The 14,793-nt window shown below is 65.3% G+C and carries 14 protein-coding genes; 11 read left to right on the top strand and 3 right to left on the bottom strand.

Translation table 11 applies throughout. The features are described 5' to 3' along the window. Positions 1-24 precede the first annotated feature (24 nt). From WCE05_RS22485 to WCE05_RS22455, 7 genes are all read left to right on the top strand, one after another. Positions 25-858, top strand: coding sequence for an alpha/beta fold hydrolase (locus WCE05_RS22485; protein ID WP_225790816.1), 834 nt, complete (start codon positions 25-27; stop codon positions 856-858). After that, positions 855-2,336, top strand: coding sequence for an aldehyde dehydrogenase (locus tag WCE05_RS22480; protein WP_225790817.1), 1,482 nt, complete (start codon positions 855-857; stop codon positions 2,334-2,336). The genes WCE05_RS22485 and WCE05_RS22480 overlap by 4 nt, the downstream gene beginning before the upstream one ends. Positions 2,337-2,351: 15 nt before the next feature. After that, positions 2,352-2,837 (top strand): flavin reductase family protein, encoded by a 486-nt coding sequence (locus WCE05_RS22475; RefSeq protein WP_225790818.1) that lies wholly within the window; start codon positions 2,352-2,354, stop codon positions 2,835-2,837. Positions 2,838-2,939: 102 nt separating this feature from the next. Then, complete coding sequence (locus tag WCE05_RS22470; RefSeq protein ID WP_225790819.1) at positions 2,940-3,329, top strand: carboxymuconolactone decarboxylase family protein; 390 nt, start codon at positions 2,940-2,942, stop codon at positions 3,327-3,329. A gap of 90 nt (positions 3,330-3,419) precedes the next feature. Then, positions 3,420-4,172 carry a GntR family transcriptional regulator gene (locus WCE05_RS22465; protein WP_225790820.1) on the top strand — a complete coding sequence of 251 codons (753 nt, stop codon included), beginning with the start codon at positions 3,420-3,422 and terminating at the stop codon, positions 4,170-4,172. Positions 4,173-4,174: 2 nt separating this feature from the next. Further along, positions 4,175-4,738 (top strand): NUDIX hydrolase, encoded by a 564-nt coding sequence (locus tag WCE05_RS22460; RefSeq protein WP_368816593.1) that lies wholly within the window; start codon positions 4,175-4,177, stop codon positions 4,736-4,738. Positions 4,739-4,981: 243 nt separating this feature from the next. Beyond that, positions 4,982-7,168 carry a response regulator gene (locus WCE05_RS22455; protein ID WP_368816592.1) on the top strand — a complete coding sequence of 729 codons (2,187 nt, stop codon included), beginning with the start codon at positions 4,982-4,984 and terminating at the stop codon, positions 7,166-7,168. 46 nt (positions 7,169-7,214) lie between these two features. Here the strand turns inward: WCE05_RS22455 and WCE05_RS22450 are convergent, their stop codons facing one another. Continuing rightward, the gene (locus WCE05_RS22450) at positions 7,215-7,685 is read right to left on the bottom strand and encodes an RES family NAD+ phosphorylase (protein WP_368816591.1); all 471 of its coding nucleotides are present in this window, start codon (positions 7,683-7,685) and stop codon (positions 7,215-7,217) included. Beyond that, entirely contained in the window at positions 7,685-8,218 is a 534-nt protein-coding gene (locus tag WCE05_RS22445; RefSeq protein ID WP_225790824.1) for an antitoxin Xre/MbcA/ParS toxin-binding domain-containing protein, read from the bottom strand. The genes WCE05_RS22450 and WCE05_RS22445 overlap by 1 nt, the downstream gene beginning before the upstream one ends. Positions 8,219-8,457: 239 nt before the next feature. Between WCE05_RS22445 and WCE05_RS22440 the strand changes: the two genes are divergently transcribed. Further along, positions 8,458-9,870 (top strand): cytosine permease, encoded by a 1,413-nt coding sequence (locus WCE05_RS22440; protein WP_368816590.1) that lies wholly within the window; start codon positions 8,458-8,460, stop codon positions 9,868-9,870. Between the two features lie 180 nt (positions 9,871-10,050). After that, entirely contained in the window at positions 10,051-11,406 is a 1,356-nt protein-coding gene (locus WCE05_RS22435; RefSeq protein ID WP_368816589.1) for an SPFH domain-containing protein, read from the top strand. 49 nt (positions 11,407-11,455) lie between these two features. Here the strand turns inward: WCE05_RS22435 and WCE05_RS22430 are convergent, their stop codons facing one another. Beyond that, positions 11,456-11,749 (bottom strand): DUF1330 domain-containing protein, encoded by a 294-nt coding sequence (locus tag WCE05_RS22430; protein ID WP_368816588.1) that lies wholly within the window; start codon positions 11,747-11,749, stop codon positions 11,456-11,458. Positions 11,750-11,826: 77 nt separating this feature from the next. Between WCE05_RS22430 and ribBA the strand changes: the two genes are divergently transcribed. Further along, entirely contained in the window at positions 11,827-12,939 is a 1,113-nt protein-coding gene (ribBA, locus tag WCE05_RS22425; RefSeq protein WP_225790828.1) for a bifunctional 3,4-dihydroxy-2-butanone-4-phosphate synthase/GTP cyclohydrolase II, read from the top strand. Positions 12,940-13,336: 397 nt separating this feature from the next. Then, positions 13,337-14,626, top strand: a complete 1,290-nt coding sequence (locus tag WCE05_RS22420) for a hemolysin family protein (RefSeq protein ID WP_368816587.1) — start codon at positions 13,337-13,339, stop codon at positions 14,624-14,626. Positions 14,627-14,793: the final 167 nt, after the last annotated feature.

The following is a 14,793-nucleotide window of genomic DNA, read 5'->3' as shown; positions in this document are numbered from 1 at the left end:
GCCCGACCTCGAGGAGCGCCCTCCATGATTCAGCCTGTTGCTGAACGTACACCGGCCGGGACCAGTTACCTGAGCCTCGGCCAGGGCCAGCCTGTGGTACTGATCCACGGCGTGGGCCTGAACAAGGAAATGTGGGGCGGGCAGTTCGTCGGCCTGGCCGGCGACTACCGCGTCATCGCCTACGACATGCTCGGCCACGGCCAGAGCCCACGACCCGCTGCCGACACCGACCTGCAAGGCTATGCCGCGCAACTGGCCGAGCTGCTCGACCACCTGCAGATCCCGCAGGCCACGGTGATCGGCTTCTCCATGGGTGGCCTGGTCGCGCGCGCCTTCGCCCTGCACCATCCACAGCGCCTGGCGGCGCTGGTGGTGCTCAACAGCGTGTTCAACCGCAGCCCCGAGCAGAGCGCCGGGGTCATCGCGCGCGCCGCCCAAGCCGCCGAACACGGCCCCGACGCCAATGCCGAAGCGGCCCTGGCACGCTGGTTCAGCCGCGAGTACCAGGCGGCCAACCCGGCGCAGGTCGCGGCCATCCGCCAGACCCTGGCCAGCAACGACCCGCAGGGCTACCTGACCACCTACAAGCTGTTCGCCACCCAGGACATGTACCGCGCCGATGACCTCGGCAGCATCCAGGTGCCGACCCTGATCGCCACCGGCGAGCACGACCTGGGGTCGACCCCGGACATGACCCGCCAGCTGGCCGCGCGCATCCCGGGCGCCCGCAGCGTGGTCCTGGCCGAACAACGGCATATGATGCCGGTGGAAGCGCCGCGTGAAGTCAACAAGATGCTGCTGGACTTCCTCAAGCACGCCCACACCCTCACCGAATCCGCCAAGGGGATTGTTGCATGACCCTCGTTCGTTTCCAGATGTGCATCGACGGCCAATGGCGCGATGCCCAGAGCGGCAAGACCTTCGACAGCCTCGACCCGGCCACCGCCAAGGCCTGGGCGCAACTGCCCGACGCCGATGAAGCCGATGTGGAGCTGGCCGTGCAAGCCGCCCAGCGCGCCTTCGAGAGCAAGGCCTGGCGTGGCCTGACCGCCACCGCGCGGGGCAAGCTGTTGCGCCGCCTGGGCGACCTGATCGCCGAGAACAAGGAACACCTGGCCCAGCTGGAAAGCCGCGACAACGGCAAACTGATCCGCGAGACCCGCGGCCAGGTCGGCTACCTGCCGGAGTTCTTCCACTACACCGCGGGCCTGGCCGACAAGCTCGAGGGCGGCACCCTGCCCCTGGACAAGCCGGACCTGTTCGCCTACACCGTGCACGAGCCGATCGGCGTGGTGGCCGGGATCATCCCCTGGAACAGCCCGCTGTACCTGACCGCGATCAAGCTGGCCCCGGCGCTCGCCGCCGGCAACACCATCGTGCTCAAGCCGTCCGAACACGCCTCGGCGACCATCCTCGAGCTGGCCCGCCTGGCCCTCGAGGCCGGCTTCCCGGCCGGCGTGGTCAATGTGGTCACCGGCTTCGGCCCAAGCACCGGCGCGGCGCTGACCCGCCATCCGCTGGTGCGCAAGATCGCCTTCACCGGTGGCGCCGCCACCGCCCGCCACGTGGTGCGCAGCAGCGCCGAGAACTTCGCCAAGCTGTCGCTGGAACTGGGCGGCAAGTCGCCGAACATCATCTTCGCCGACGCCGACCTGGACAGCGCCGTCAACGGCGCGGTGGCCGGCATCTATGCCGCCTCCGGGCAGAGCTGCGTGGCCGGCTCGCGCCTGTTGGTGCAGGACGAGATCTTCGACACCTTCGTCGAGCGCCTGGTCGAGCGCGCCAAGCGCATCCGCATCGGCAACCCGCAGGACGACGCCAGCGAAATGGGCCCGATGGCCACCGCCCAGCAACTGGCCGTGGTCGAGGGCCTGGTCGCCGCGGCCCAGGCCGAAGGCGCCAAGCTGCGCCTGGGCGGCAAGCGTGCCGAGGTCGAGGGCGACGGCTGGTTCTACGAGCCGACCCTGTTCGAGTGCGACAGCAACTCGATGAAGATCATGCAGGAAGAAGTGTTCGGCCCGGTGGCGGCAGTGATCCGCTTCAAGACCGAGGATGAGGCGCTGGCCATCGCCAACGACTCGCAGTTCGGCCTGGCTGCCGGCATCTGGACCCGCGACCTGGGCCGCGCCCACCGCCTGGCCCGCGACGTGCGCTCGGGGATCATCTGGGTCAACACCTACCGCGCGGTCTCGGCCATGGCGCCGATCGGCGGTTTCAAGAACAGCGGCTACGGCCGCGAGAGCGGCATCGATTCGGTGCTGGCCTATACCGAGCTGAAGACGGTGTGGATCAACCTGTCCACGGCGCCCATGCCCGACCCGTTCGTGATGCGTTGATCGAGGTAGCACAAGATGATCGAACCCGGCATCTACAAAGACGTGATGGGCTCCTTCCCGTCCGGCGTCACGGTGGTCACCACCCTGGACGCCGACGGCGCCATCGTCGGTATCACCGCCAGCGCCTTCAGCGCGCTGTCGATCGACCCGGCACTGGTGCTGTTCTGCCCCAACTACGCCTCCGACACCTACCCGATCCTGCGCGACAGCAAGCAGTTCGCCATCCATTTGCTGTCCGCCGACCAGACCGCTGAGGCCTACGCCTTCGCCGGTAAAGGCAAGGACAAGGCCAAGGGCATCGACTGGCACTTGAGCGAGCTGGGCAACCCACTGCTGGCCAAGGCCACGGCGATCATCGAGTGCGAGCTGTGGCGCGAGTACGACGGCGGCGACCACGCGATCATCGTCGGCCAGGTGAAGAACCTGATCCTGCCGCAGGAGCCGGTGACACCGATGGTCTACCACAAGGGCAAGCTCGGCGCCCTGCCCTCGCTGGGCTGAGCCGGGGCTGCACAGCAGCCCCATTGTTTCCGGGGGGGCCGCACTGTCCCCCTCACCTTCGGTTGCGGCCCCCCTTTTTTCAACCATGCAGGAACACGGCACATGAGCAACGAGAAGTACGAAAAAGGCCTGGCGATCCGCACCCAGGTGCTGGGCGAGGACTACGTCAACCGCTCGATCCAGAACGCCGACGACTTCACCCAGCCCTTGCAGGAACTGGTCACCGAATACTGCTGGGGCCATGTCTGGGGCCGCGACGGCTTGTCGCTCAAAGAGCGCAGCATGATAAACTTGGCCATGATTTCCGCGCTCAACCGGCCCCACGAGCTCAAGCTGCACATCCGCGGCGCCTTGCGTAATGGCCTGAGCCGTGAACAGATTCGCGAGATCCTGCTCCAGGTCGGCATTTATTGCGGCGTGCCCGCGGCGGTGGACAGCTTCCGCCTGGCCCGCGAAGCGTTCGCAGAAGCCGATGCGGAGCCAACCCGTTAACAGCGGGCTGTTCGAACCCCTGCATGGAGCGCCCCAGGTTCGTGGTGCTCCAGCGGTTGCGGCCGGGCAGCCTCATTCAGAGCGCACTCGATGAAACGCCAGCCCCTCGACGACAGCTTCAAGGTCAACCGCAACCCCGTTACCCTGCGCGAAATCGTGCTCGACAAACTGCGCGGGGCGATCATGAACTTCCACCTGCTGCCCGGCGATCGCCTGGTCGAACGCGACCTCTGCGACCGCCTCGGCGTGAGCCGCACCTCGGTGCGCGAGGCCCTGCGCCACCTGGAGTCCGAAGGCCTGGTGGAGTTCGCCGACGCCAAGGGCCCACGGGTGGCGATCATCACCCTGGAAGACGCCCGCGACATCTACGAGCTGCGCTGCGTGCTCGAAGGCCTGATCGTCCAGCTGTTCACCCTCAACGCCAAGGCCAAGGACATCCGCGCCCTGGAGCGCGCCCTGGAAGTGAACCGCGAGGCCCTCGAGGAAGGCGAGTTGCAGCAGGTGCTCGACTCGGTGCAAGGCTTCTACGACGTGCTCCTGGAAGGCTCGGGCAACAAGGTCGCCGCCACCCAGCTGCGCCAGTTGCAAGCGCGCATCAGCTACCTGCGCGCCACCTCGGTGTCCCAGGAGAACCGCCGTGGCGCCAGCAACCGCGAGATGGAGAAGATCGTCGAGGCGATCAAGAGCGGCGACCCACAGGCCGCCCACCAGGCCTCGGTCGACCATGTGCGCGCCGCCGCCAAGGTGGCCCTGGACTACCTGCGCCAGAAGCAGGACGACAACAGCACGGTGCGTGCGATCGTCGAGCCGCTGGTCCTCAAAGACCCTCGCATAGGCCGCTGACCATGCCCAACGCCCCGCGCTATTGCCCGCACTGCACCACGGAACTGGCCCGGGGCGTTCCCAACGGCGACACCCACGAACGCCTGCATTGCACGGGGTGTGGCTACGTCCACTACATCAACCCGAAGATCATCGCCGGCTGCATCATCGAGCGCGACGGCAAGTACCTGTTGTGCCAGCGAGCCATCCCCCCGCGCCCCGGCACCTGGACCCTCCCCGCAGGCTTCATGGAGGCCGGCGAGACCACCGAGCAGGCAGCCCTGCGCGAGGTCTGGGAGGAAAGCGGCGTGCAGGCCGAGATCGTCTCGCCCTACTCCATCTTCAGCGTGCCGAGGATCAGCGAGGTGTACATCATCTTCCGCGCCATCGCCACGCAGGAGACCGGCCAGCCCGGCCCCGAGACCCTGGCCTACCGCTTCTTCGGGCCCGACGAGATCCCCTGGGACGAGATCTACTACCCCGCCATCCGGCAGATCCTCGAGCGCTACATCCTCGAGCGCCAGGCCGGGGTATATGGCATCTACATGGGCAACGACGATACCGGCAAGGTGCACTTCATTCGCTGACTCGCCAGTCGTGGTGGCCCCATCGCCGGCAAGCCGGCTCCCCATGGTCCCTGCAAACCGTATCATTTTGGGGTCGACTCACACCTTGTGGGGCTTGCCAGCGATGGTCTGCAAGGCAGCCCCAAAAATGACAAAGCGCCGCTCAACTGACTGGCACTGCGCCACAGCCTGCATAAAATCTCTCGCCAACCGCCGCTTGCGGGTGCACCCTATTGATCCCCATGCAAAGGAGCGGCAGCGCACATGGCGAAATGGCTAGAAGGCGGTGGGCTCATGGCCGAACGCATCCGCCACCACGACTGGGCAGCCACGCCCCTGGGGGCGCTGGACACCTGGCCACATGTGCTGCAGACCTCGGTGGCCCTGTGCCTGACCTCGCGCTTCCCCCAGGCCGTGCTCTGGGGCCAGGAACTGATCACCCTGCACAACGACGCCTTCTCCGAGATCCTCGGTGAAAAACCGTCCGCCCTCGGTCGCCCGTTCAGCGACGTGTGGCAGGAAGCCTGGAGCGAGATCAGCCACATGGCGCAACTGGCCCTGGCCGGCCAAGCCGTGTACATCCAGGACTTTCCCCTGGTCATCGATCGCCGCGGCGGCCCCGAGCAAGCCTATTTCACCTTCTGCTACAGCCCTATCCGCGACCTGGACGGCAAGGTCGTGGGCATGCTCGACACGGTGACCGAAACCACCACCAGCGTGGTGAGCAACCAGCGCCTGCACTTTCTCGACAGCCTGGGCCGGGCTGTGGCCCACGTCACCGACCCTGAGCGGATCATGGCCGTCACCACATGCATGCTCGGCGAGCACCTGCAGCTGTCCAGCTGCGCCTATGCTGTGGTGGACCCCGACGAGGACGGTGTCACCGTCTGCGGCGACTGGGTGGCGCCAGGCCAGCCGCGCCTGGTCGGCCGGTATCGCATCTCCGACTTCGGCGAACAGGTGGTCAACCGCCTGCGCGCCGGCCAGGCCCTGGTGATCGACGACACCTTTCGGCAGTTGCCCGCCGCGGATGCGGCGGCGTTCAAGGCCCTGGATATCACCGCCAGCATCTGCATGCCCTTGATCAAGGACGGCCGCCTGACCGCCTTGATGTCCATTCACGACAAGCTCGCGCGCACCTGGACCCACTACGAGCGATCCTTGATCGGGCAGGTTACCGAACGCTGCTGGGCCCATATCCAGCGGGCCCAGGCCCATGCCAAGATGCGCGAGGCGGCAGCGGCACTGGAAGCGCTCAACGCCACCCTGGAGCAACGGGTACAGGAGCGCACCCTGCAGTTGCTGCACACCGAGGCGGTGCTGCGCCAGGCCCAGAAACTCGAAGCCATCGGCCAGCTGACCGGTGGCGTGGCCCACGACTTCAACAACCTGCTGACCATCATCCGCTCGTCCCTGCACTTCCTGCAGCGCCCAGACCTCGACGAAACACGCCGCCAGCGCTACCTCAGGACCATGGCCGAAACGGTCGATCGTGGCGCCAAGCTGACCGGCCAACTGCTGGCCTTCGCCCGCCGCCAGACCCTCAGCCCCCAGGTGTTCGAGGCCGGCCCCCGGCTGGAAGCCATGAGCGAGATGCTCGCCACCGCCACCGGCGCGCGGATCAAGGTGATCCTCGAACTGCCCGACGCGCCCTGCCATATCCGCGCCGACCTCGCCCAACTGGAAACCGCGATCATCAACCTGATGATCAACGGCCGCGACGCCATGGCCGGCGAAGGCACTTTGCGCCTGCGCCTGTCGCCGGACCAAGCCATGCCCAGCCTGCATGGGCAACCTGCACAACCCGGGCCGTTCGCGGCCATCTCGGTGATCGACAGCGGTGTCGGCATCGCTCCGGAGCTGCTCGAGCGCATCTTCGATCCATTCTTCACCACCAAGGCCGCAGGCCAGGGCACAGGCCTTGGGCTGTCGCAAGTCTTCGGCTTCGTCAAACAATCCGGCGGCGACATACAGGTCGCCAGCGTGCCGGGCCAGGGCACCACCTTCACCCTCTACCTGCCGCAGGTGACGCAACTCCAGGACGAACACACCACCCCCGAAACCTGCGTCACGCTCCATGGCAACGACGGCCGGCGGCGCATCCTGGTGGTGGAGGACAACCCGGATGTCGGCAGTTTCACCGCGCAGATCCTCAAGGACCATGGCTACCAGATCAGTTGGGCGACCTCGGCCGAGGACGCCCTGGAGCAGTTGAACGGTACGCAGGGCAGCTTCGATGCGGTGTTTTCCGATGTGGTGATGCCGGGCATGGGCGGCCTGGCACTGGCCCGGGAGCTGCGACAGCGCCACCCGCATTTGCCGGTGATCCTCACCTCCGGCTACAGCGACGCCATCGCCGAAGGCGGCCACCAGGGCTTCGACTTCCTCGCCAAGCCCTACTCCGCCGAGCAGGTGTGCCAACTGCTCGGCAAGGTGCTCGGCGCCTCCTGAACGATACGGCGCCCCGGTAAAGCTGCTCCCGTAGGCATTACGCGGCTCATCTGCTGCGCACCTTGAACATCCGCTCGTCATAGACGAAGTCGAACACCTCCCGCACCCGGACCTCGCCGATCGCCGGGTGCAGCGGGTTGACCACCAGGTTGCGCTCCAGTTGCAGCACCACCGAGGGCACGATCAGGCCCAGGTGACTGCGCGCCTGGAGCCAGCGGGTGCCATAGGCCATGCTCGGGCTATCGGCCGGCAGCGCATCCCAGCCCGCGGGCAGCTCGGCAGGCCCGGGCTCGAGATAGAGGGCGGGATCGTCGGGCAACTCGAAGCAGGTGATCTTGAGTGGAAACTGCGGGCGCCCGGACGCATGGACGAAGGTCTCCAGGCTGCAGATGGCCGGGGTCAGGCCCATGTACAGCGCGGGGACGTCGACTTGGTTCCAGCGCCCTCCCACGATGGCCGCGCCCCGACCGCTGAGGTCGTCCGCCCGCGACGCCTTGGCCACGCGCCAGGCCAGCATCAGGCGACGCCGCCCCACTCCAGGGCATTGAGCACCCGGCGCACCTGCTTGGCGCCGATCCCGGTCTCGCACAGCATGACCGGCGCAGTGCCGCCCAGGGCATCGTTGGGCCGGGACATCCAGGCGATGGCATCGGCCTCGCTCTCGAACACCGCCACCGCCTGGTGGGTGATCTCGGCGATCCGGTCCAGGCGCTCAGAGGCCACCGCATCGAGTGGCTGGTTATCGCGCACGCGGCGCTCGAGCGTGGAAATCGACGCATTGAACAGCTCGGCCAGTTGCTTCTCCGGCAAGCTGAACAGGCGCTTGACCTCCTGGTAGAGCCTGGCGGGCAAGCCGTCGCGGATCTGCACCAGGCGCTCTGCCTCGGTGAGCTGGTCATGGGCCTTGGAGTAGCCCCAGAACACACCGCTGGCCTCGCGGGCTTCGACGGTTGCCTTGCGCCCGCCCTCGATCGCGACATAACGCCCGTCAGCGCCTCGCCTGGCGGGCGCGGAGCGGCGGACACGTGGTTTTTCTGTCGTCTCGGCCATGGATAACCTCATTTGACGGGATATCTACATCAAATGAAGGATACACCGTCCGACAGGGCCTTGCACCCGCCCGTTTCCAACCGTTTGCCGGCCTTAGTTTTTTTAACGCTTATGGGTACATATTTACTAATTTATCGATCCTCCCGCACCCCGCATGATCGCGCCAACAAGAACGCGTCGCCCCTTGCCGGCACGCACCCGGGCACGCCCGCGCGCCCCTCCTTGCCTTGGAGTCCGTCATGACCAGTGCAGCCACATCGGCACCCCTCATAGAAAAACACACGATCGGCTACGTGCCCCCGCAGGACCGCCATGGAAAGGTAAGGGATCTGTTCACCCTCTGGTTCGGCGGCAACATCGCGCCTCTGCCCATCGTCACCGGCGCGCTGGGCGTGCAGTTGTTCAACCTGAACCTCGTCTGGGGCATCGTCGCCATCCTGGTCGGCCACCTGGTCGGCGGCGTGCTGATGGCGCTGCACTCGGCCCAGGGCCCGCAGATGGGCATCCCGCAGATGATCCAGAGCCGCGCCCAGTTCGGCTCCCTCGGCGCGCTGCTGGTGGTGGTGATCGCCGGGGTGATGTACATCGGCTTCTTCGCCTCCAACATCGTCCTGGCCGGCAAGTCCCTGCATGGGGTGGTCGAGGCCGTGCCGGTGCCGGTGGGCATCGTCATCGGTGCCCTGGGCTCGGGGATCATCGGCATCATCGGCTACCGCTTCATCCACGTGCTCAACCGCATCGGCACTTGGGTGCTGGGCATCGGCATCGTGGTCGGCTTCGGCTACATCTTCAGCCACATCCAGAGCGACGACTTCCTCACCCGCGGTGGCTTCAACATCTCCGGCTGGCTGGCCACGGTGTCCCTGGCGGCCCTCTGGCAGATCGCCTTCGCCCCGTACGTGTCGGACTATTCGCGCTACCTGCCGGCCGACGTGAAGGTGTCGTCGACCTTCTGGACCACCTACCTGGGTTCGGCCCTGGGCTCGAGCCTGTCGTTCGTGTTCGGTGCGGTGGCGGTGCTGGCGATCCCCGCGGGCATGGACACCATGGACGCGGTCAAACTCGCCACCGGTGCCATCGGCCCGCTGATGCTGGTGCTGTTCCTGCTCAGCGTGATCAGCCACAACGCCCTCAACCTGTATGGCGCGGTGCTGTCGATCATCACCCTGGTGCAGACCTTCGCCTACCGCTGGATCCCCACCGCCAAGAGCCGTGCGGTGCTGTCGCTGATCGTCCTGGCGGCCTGCTGCGTGGTGGCGGTGTTCGCCTCGGCGGACTTCATCGGCCACTTCGTCGACATGGTCCTGGTGCTGCTGGTGGTGCTGGTACCGTGGACGGCGATCAACCTGATCGACTTCTATGCGATCCACAAGGGCGACTACGACATCCAGTCGATCTTCAAGGTCGATGGCGGTATCTACGGGCGCTACAACCCGCAGGCCCTGATCGCCTATGCCGTGGGTATCGCGGTGCAGATCCCGTTCATGAACACGCCGCTGTACGTAGGCCCGGTGTCCGCGCACATCAACGGTGCCGACCTGTCGTGGCTGGTGGGGCTGGCAGTGACTTCGCCGCTGTACTGGTGGCTGGCGACCCGCGACAGTGCCTATCGTCGTCGGCAGATGAGTGCCAAGCTCGCCGCGGGGGCTTGACGCCGCCGCTACGCAATTCAATCAGTTAGGCGTATTGGGGCTGCTTTGCAGCCCCAATGGCCGCTGAACGTATCGACTGACAGAGCCTTGGGACGCCTCCCACAGAGACAACCGATTCACCTGATGGAAATGAGCCGTGTCCATCGCCAGCATGCCCGCTCCCCCGGATAAGGAGTTCCCATGCATACGAATCCATTGGTTGAATCCGCCGCCTTCCTGCGCAAGCACCGCAAACTCGTCACCAGCATCGCTCTCCCGGCACTCGCCCTTGGCGCCCTCGCAATACTTTTCGACAAGGTGTTCTTCTACAACGAGGCAGGTCAGATGACCCACGTGCGCACCATTTTCGGCGAAGAGAAAGTGGTCGAGGACGTCGGCTATGCGACCAAATGGTTTGGCCGCAGCACCGTCTGGCGCCGTACCATCGGCGTCCAGTCGGCCTTGCAGGTGGACCAGCAGGAGGACACCCCTCGTGGGCAACCTGCGGTGGTCCTGCAGAACCTGCCCATCGTCTTCCTGGGGAATGTCGACGCAAAGGCCGAATTCAGCACCCAGTTTCGCCTGCCCTCGGGGGAAGCGTTCCTGAAGATCGCCCAGGAATACCGGACGCCGGACAATTTCCTCCAGCGGGCATTGCTGCCAGCGGTCAAGGAAACCCTCCAGGCCACGGCCTCGCTGATGAGCGCCGACGACTACTACGCAGGCAACCGCAGCCACTTCGGTGCCGAATTCGAGAACCAGCTGCGCAATGGCCTGTACCTGACCAGCCGCAAGGAAGTGCGCGTCAAACGTGACAACTTCCCGGCACAGACCGCCATTCTCCAGGCCGGCACCGACCAAGGCAGTTTCGGTGACAACTCCTCGACCCGCTTCATCATCGAGAAGAAGCTCGACAAGGATGGTCAGGAGCTGCGCAAGCAACAGCAGTTTCGCCTGTTCGGTGTCGAGGTCGTCGATGCGCGGGTAACGCATATCGACCCCAACCCGCAGTACCAGCAACGGATGGTACGGGTGCAGCAGGCACTGGCGGAGCTGGCGGTGGCCCGGCAGAACCGCCTCAAGGAGGAAGAAGAGAAGGAGCTGGTCTCCGCCCGCGGCGCCAAGGACGTCGAAGCCAAGCGCCAGGAAAGCCTGCGTCAGCAGATCGAACGCACCACCGAAGCCGAAACGGAGAAGCAGCTCACGCTGATCAATGCCGAGCGGGAGCACCGGCGTGCCGAGATCGACAAGCAAACCGCCGAACTGCTGCGGGACAAGGCCAGGGTCAATGCCGAAGCGACCAAGATCACGGCCGACGCCGAGGCCTACGCCCGTGAGGGATCGCTCAAGGCCGACGGCGCCCTGCAAACCAAGCTCGACGCACTGGTGCAGATCAACCGTGCCTGGGCCGATGCCGCAGCTCGGGCCCCGGTGCCAGGCGTAATGATGGGTAGCGCAGAGGGTGGTATCGGGCGTCAGGATGAAATGAACAAACTCATGAGCGTGCTGGCCACCAAAGCGGCCAGGGACCTGGCACTGGACCTCAAGGCGCCCTGAGCCCCACCCAGGTTCCTGTTCGATTGCATCCTGCAGCCTGAGCCTGCGTTCAGGGCGCAGCGCCCTCGACAATGATCACCTCGGCCCTGGCCGCTCCCTGTCGAAACTGGCACGCCTCCTGGTACGCCGGCGAGCGATAGCACGCCAGCGCCTGCTCGTACGACTCGAACTCGATCACCACGCTACGCTGGGGAGTAGGCCGCCCTTCCATCGCCTCGCTGCGTCCGCCACGGGCCAGGAAGCGGCCACCGAACGCGGCGAAGGCCGCCGGGGCGCGCTGGGTGTATTGCTGGTACTGCTCTGGGTCGGTGACGTCCACATGGGCGATCCAGTAGGCCTTCATCCGTCGCTCTCCTCTACAGGGATATTTGTGTATGATGGTATACCATAAACACCACCCTACCACAGCGAGTGTGCAGCATGGCTTTCAACAGCATCGAAGAACTCCTCGAGGATTATCGGCAAGGCAAGATGGTCCTGCTGGTGGACGACGAGGACCGTGAGAACGAGGGCGACCTGCTGATCGCCGCCGAGCGCTGTGACGCCCAGGCCATCAACTTCATGGCCCGCGAGGCGCGTGGGCTGATCTGCCTGACCCTGACCGACGAGCACTGCCAACGCCTGGGCCTGGAGCAGATGGTGCCGAGCAACGGCAGCGCCTTCAGCACTGCCTTCACCGTCTCCATCGAGGCTGCCACGGGCGTCACCACCGGGATCTCCGCCGCCGACCGGGCGCGCACCGTGGCCGCCGCCATGGCCCCCCACGCCCGCCCCGAAGACCTGGTCCAGCCCGGCCACATCTTCCCCTTGCGCGCCCGCGAAGGCGGCGTGCTGACCCGCGCCGGCCACACCGAGGCCGGCTGCGACCTGGCGCGCCTGGCCGGTTTCAGCCCGGCCTCGGTGATCGTCGAGGTGCTCAACGACGACGGCACCATGGCCCGCCGTCCGGACCTGGAACTGTTCGCCGAGCGCCACGGCATCAAGATCGGTACCATCGCCGACCTGATCCACTACCGCCTGAGCACCGAGCAGACCATCAAGCGCATCGGCGAGCGCGAGCTGCCGACCGTGCACGGCACCTTCCGCCTGGTGACCTACGAGGACCGTATCGAAGGCGGCGTGCACATGGCCATGGTGATGGGCGACATCCGCCGCGACCTGCCGACCCTGGTGCGGGTGCATGTGATCGATCCGCTGCGCGACCTGGTCGGCGCCGAGTATGCCGGCCCGGCCAACTGGACACTGTGGGCGGCGCTGGAGAAGGTTGCCGAGGAAGGTGCCGGCGTGGTCGTGATCCTCGCCAACCACGAATCCTCCCAGGCCCTGCTCGAGCGCGTGCCGCAACTGACCCAGCCGGTGCGTCCGTACCAGAGGGGCCAATCGAAGGTGTATTCGGAAGTCGGCACCGGCGCCCAGATCCTCCAGGACCTGGGCGTGGGCAAGCTGCGCCACCTTGGCCCGCCGCTCAAGTATGCGGGGTTGGCAGGGTATGAGTTGGAGGTGGTGCAGAGCATTCCGTTCGAGGGCTGCTGATTTTCGCGGTATCTGTGTGGGCCTCATCGCGAGTGAGGCCCCAGATTGAGCATGCGAGGTAGCGACCGAATCACACAGCTTGTAAAACAATGTCCTCCACACCCGAAATAGCAGTGGTTAACATTAAGTTCCCTTGGCCTCCCTATTTCCTGCATGGCAACTTCATCGGAGCCACCCAGTTGCGCCTTCCCTGACGAGAAAGGCCCATACTGCGAACTATCCCCCCCAGCAGAGCGCTCCGCACGGCCTCTGACCAGCCGCCCCATCACGCCAGCTTTCCTGTTTCGATCCCGCCTCGGTGGCGTGCTGCGCCTACCGCACGTGCGCTTTGGCTGCCCGTACCGACAGAAAACGAGTGCATGGAACTTGCCTCGGTGGTGTACGTAGGAGAACAGCAATGGAATTTTTCATACTGGCTTTGCTGATCGTCCTCAATGGCCTGTTTGCCATGTCGGAGATCGCCCTGGTGGCAGCGAGGAAAGCACGGTTGATGAAGCTGGTGGCCGAAGGGGACTCATCAGCCGCGGTGGCCCTCAAGCTTGGCGAGGACCCGACCCGGTTTCTCTCGACCGTGCAGATTGGCATCACCTCCATTGGCATCCTCAACGGTATCGTCGGTGAGGCTGTATTGGCCGCCCCTTTGGCCGAATGGCTGCAAACCCTGGGTGTGCCGAGCGCGACAGCAAGCCTCGGAGCCACGGCAGGTGTGGTGATCGTGATCACCTACGTCTCCATCGTGATCGGTGAACTGGTGCCCAAGCGCATCGGGCAAATCAATCCAGAGGGCATTGCCCGCTTGGTCGCGCGGCCGATGGTGACCCTCGCTTTCCTGACGCGTCCTTTCGTGGCCGTGCTGTCCTGGTCGACCCAGGCCATTCTGCGCATCATGGGCGTGCGTCCGCTCGACAATCCGAGCGTCACCGAGGAAGAAATCCAGGCAATGCTCGAAGAAGGCTCCGAGGCTGGAGTGATCGAACACCATCAGCACCGAATGGTACGCAATGTGTTCCGCCTGGACGACCGCCGACTCGGCTCGTTGATGATCCCGCGTTCAGACCTGGTTTATGTCGACATTCGCAGGCCCCCGGAAGAGAACGTCCAGGTGATGATCGAGTCCGAGCACTCTCGTTTTCCGGTCTGCGACGGTGGCCTGGACAACCTGCTCGGCCTGATTCATGCCAAGCAGGCCTTTGCTTGCCTGGCCAAGGGCGAGCAGCCCAACTTCACCGACCAACTCCCTCCCTGCGTGTTCGTGCCTGAAACCCTCACCGGCATGGAGCTGCTGGAGCAATTTCGTGCCAATGGCATGCACATGGCGTTCGTGATCGACGAATATGGTGAGTTGCAAGGCATCGTCACGCTGCAGGATGTACTGGAAGCCGTAACCGGCGAGTTCACCCCTGGCGATGAAAACGATGCTTGGGCCGTCCAGCGGCACGATGGCTCCTGGCTGCTCGATGGCGCCATCCCGATCCTGGAGATGAAGGATCGCCTGGCATTCAAGACAATGCCCGAGGAAAACAGGGGCCGCTACCACACCCTGTCCGGCATGGTCATGCTGCTGCTTGGCCGGGTGCCGGTCACTGGCGACCGGGTAGAGTGGGACGGCTGGATATTAGAGGTGGTCGACATGGACGGCAAACGCATCGACAAGGTGCTGGCGACTCCTGTTGAAACACCGGAATGAGATGAATTGGATGGCCGCAATGGAGGGAACGAGCGCGAGTGAGGGTGTCAGAAATTTTGTGTTCGGGCATAACATGAGTAAGAGGTGCATGTATGCCAACCAAAAAGAAACCCTTGCGTGACCTGCCCAAAATCCCCAAAGAGCTGCTGGAGCAGTTCGGTGAGGGC

This window comes from Pseudomonas sp. I2, from assembly GCF_040984075.1.
In the GTDB taxonomy this organism is placed as follows: domain Bacteria; phylum Pseudomonadota; class Gammaproteobacteria; order Pseudomonadales; family Pseudomonadaceae; genus Aquipseudomonas; species Aquipseudomonas guariconensis_B.
The sequence above is the reverse complement of the archived record's forward strand: the minus strand, read 5'-3'. Positions and strand labels throughout refer to the sequence as shown.

What these genes read in the sequence shown, in the direction of transcription:
- WCE05_RS22465 (WP_225790820.1), top strand. Translation starts at nt 3,420, where the DNA reads ATGAAACGCCAGCCCCTCGACGACAGCTTCAAGGTCAACCGCAACCCC.
- WCE05_RS22455 (WP_368816592.1), top strand. Translation starts at nt 4,982, where the DNA reads ATGGCGAAATGGCTAGAAGGCGGTGGGCTCATGGCCGAACGCATCCGC.
- WCE05_RS22470 (WP_225790819.1), top strand. Translation starts at nt 2,940, where the DNA reads ATGAGCAACGAGAAGTACGAAAAAGGCCTGGCGATCCGCACCCAGGTG.
- WCE05_RS22480 (WP_225790817.1), top strand. Translation starts at nt 855, where the DNA reads ATGACCCTCGTTCGTTTCCAGATGTGCATCGACGGCCAATGGCGCGAT.
- WCE05_RS22430 (WP_368816588.1), bottom strand. Translation starts at nt 11,749, where the DNA reads ATGAAGGCCTACTGGATCGCCCATGTGGACGTCACCGACCCAGAGCAG.
- WCE05_RS22420 (WP_368816587.1), top strand. Translation starts at nt 13,337, where the DNA reads ATGGAATTTTTCATACTGGCTTTGCTGATCGTCCTCAATGGCCTGTTT.
- WCE05_RS22460 (WP_368816593.1), top strand. Translation starts at nt 4,175, where the DNA reads ATGCCCAACGCCCCGCGCTATTGCCCGCACTGCACCACGGAACTGGCC.
- WCE05_RS22445 (WP_225790824.1), bottom strand. Translation starts at nt 8,218, where the DNA reads ATGGCCGAGACGACAGAAAAACCACGTGTCCGCCGCTCCGCGCCCGCC.
- WCE05_RS22475 (WP_225790818.1), top strand. Translation starts at nt 2,352, where the DNA reads ATGATCGAACCCGGCATCTACAAAGACGTGATGGGCTCCTTCCCGTCC.
- ribBA (WP_225790828.1), top strand. Translation starts at nt 11,827, where the DNA reads ATGGCTTTCAACAGCATCGAAGAACTCCTCGAGGATTATCGGCAAGGC.
- WCE05_RS22440 (WP_368816590.1), top strand. Translation starts at nt 8,458, where the DNA reads ATGACCAGTGCAGCCACATCGGCACCCCTCATAGAAAAACACACGATC.
- WCE05_RS22485 (WP_225790816.1), top strand. Translation starts at nt 25, where the DNA reads ATGATTCAGCCTGTTGCTGAACGTACACCGGCCGGGACCAGTTACCTG.
- WCE05_RS22450 (WP_368816591.1), bottom strand. Translation starts at nt 7,685, where the DNA reads ATGCTGGCCTGGCGCGTGGCCAAGGCGTCGCGGGCGGACGACCTCAGC.
- WCE05_RS22435 (WP_368816589.1), top strand. Translation starts at nt 10,051, where the DNA reads ATGCATACGAATCCATTGGTTGAATCCGCCGCCTTCCTGCGCAAGCAC.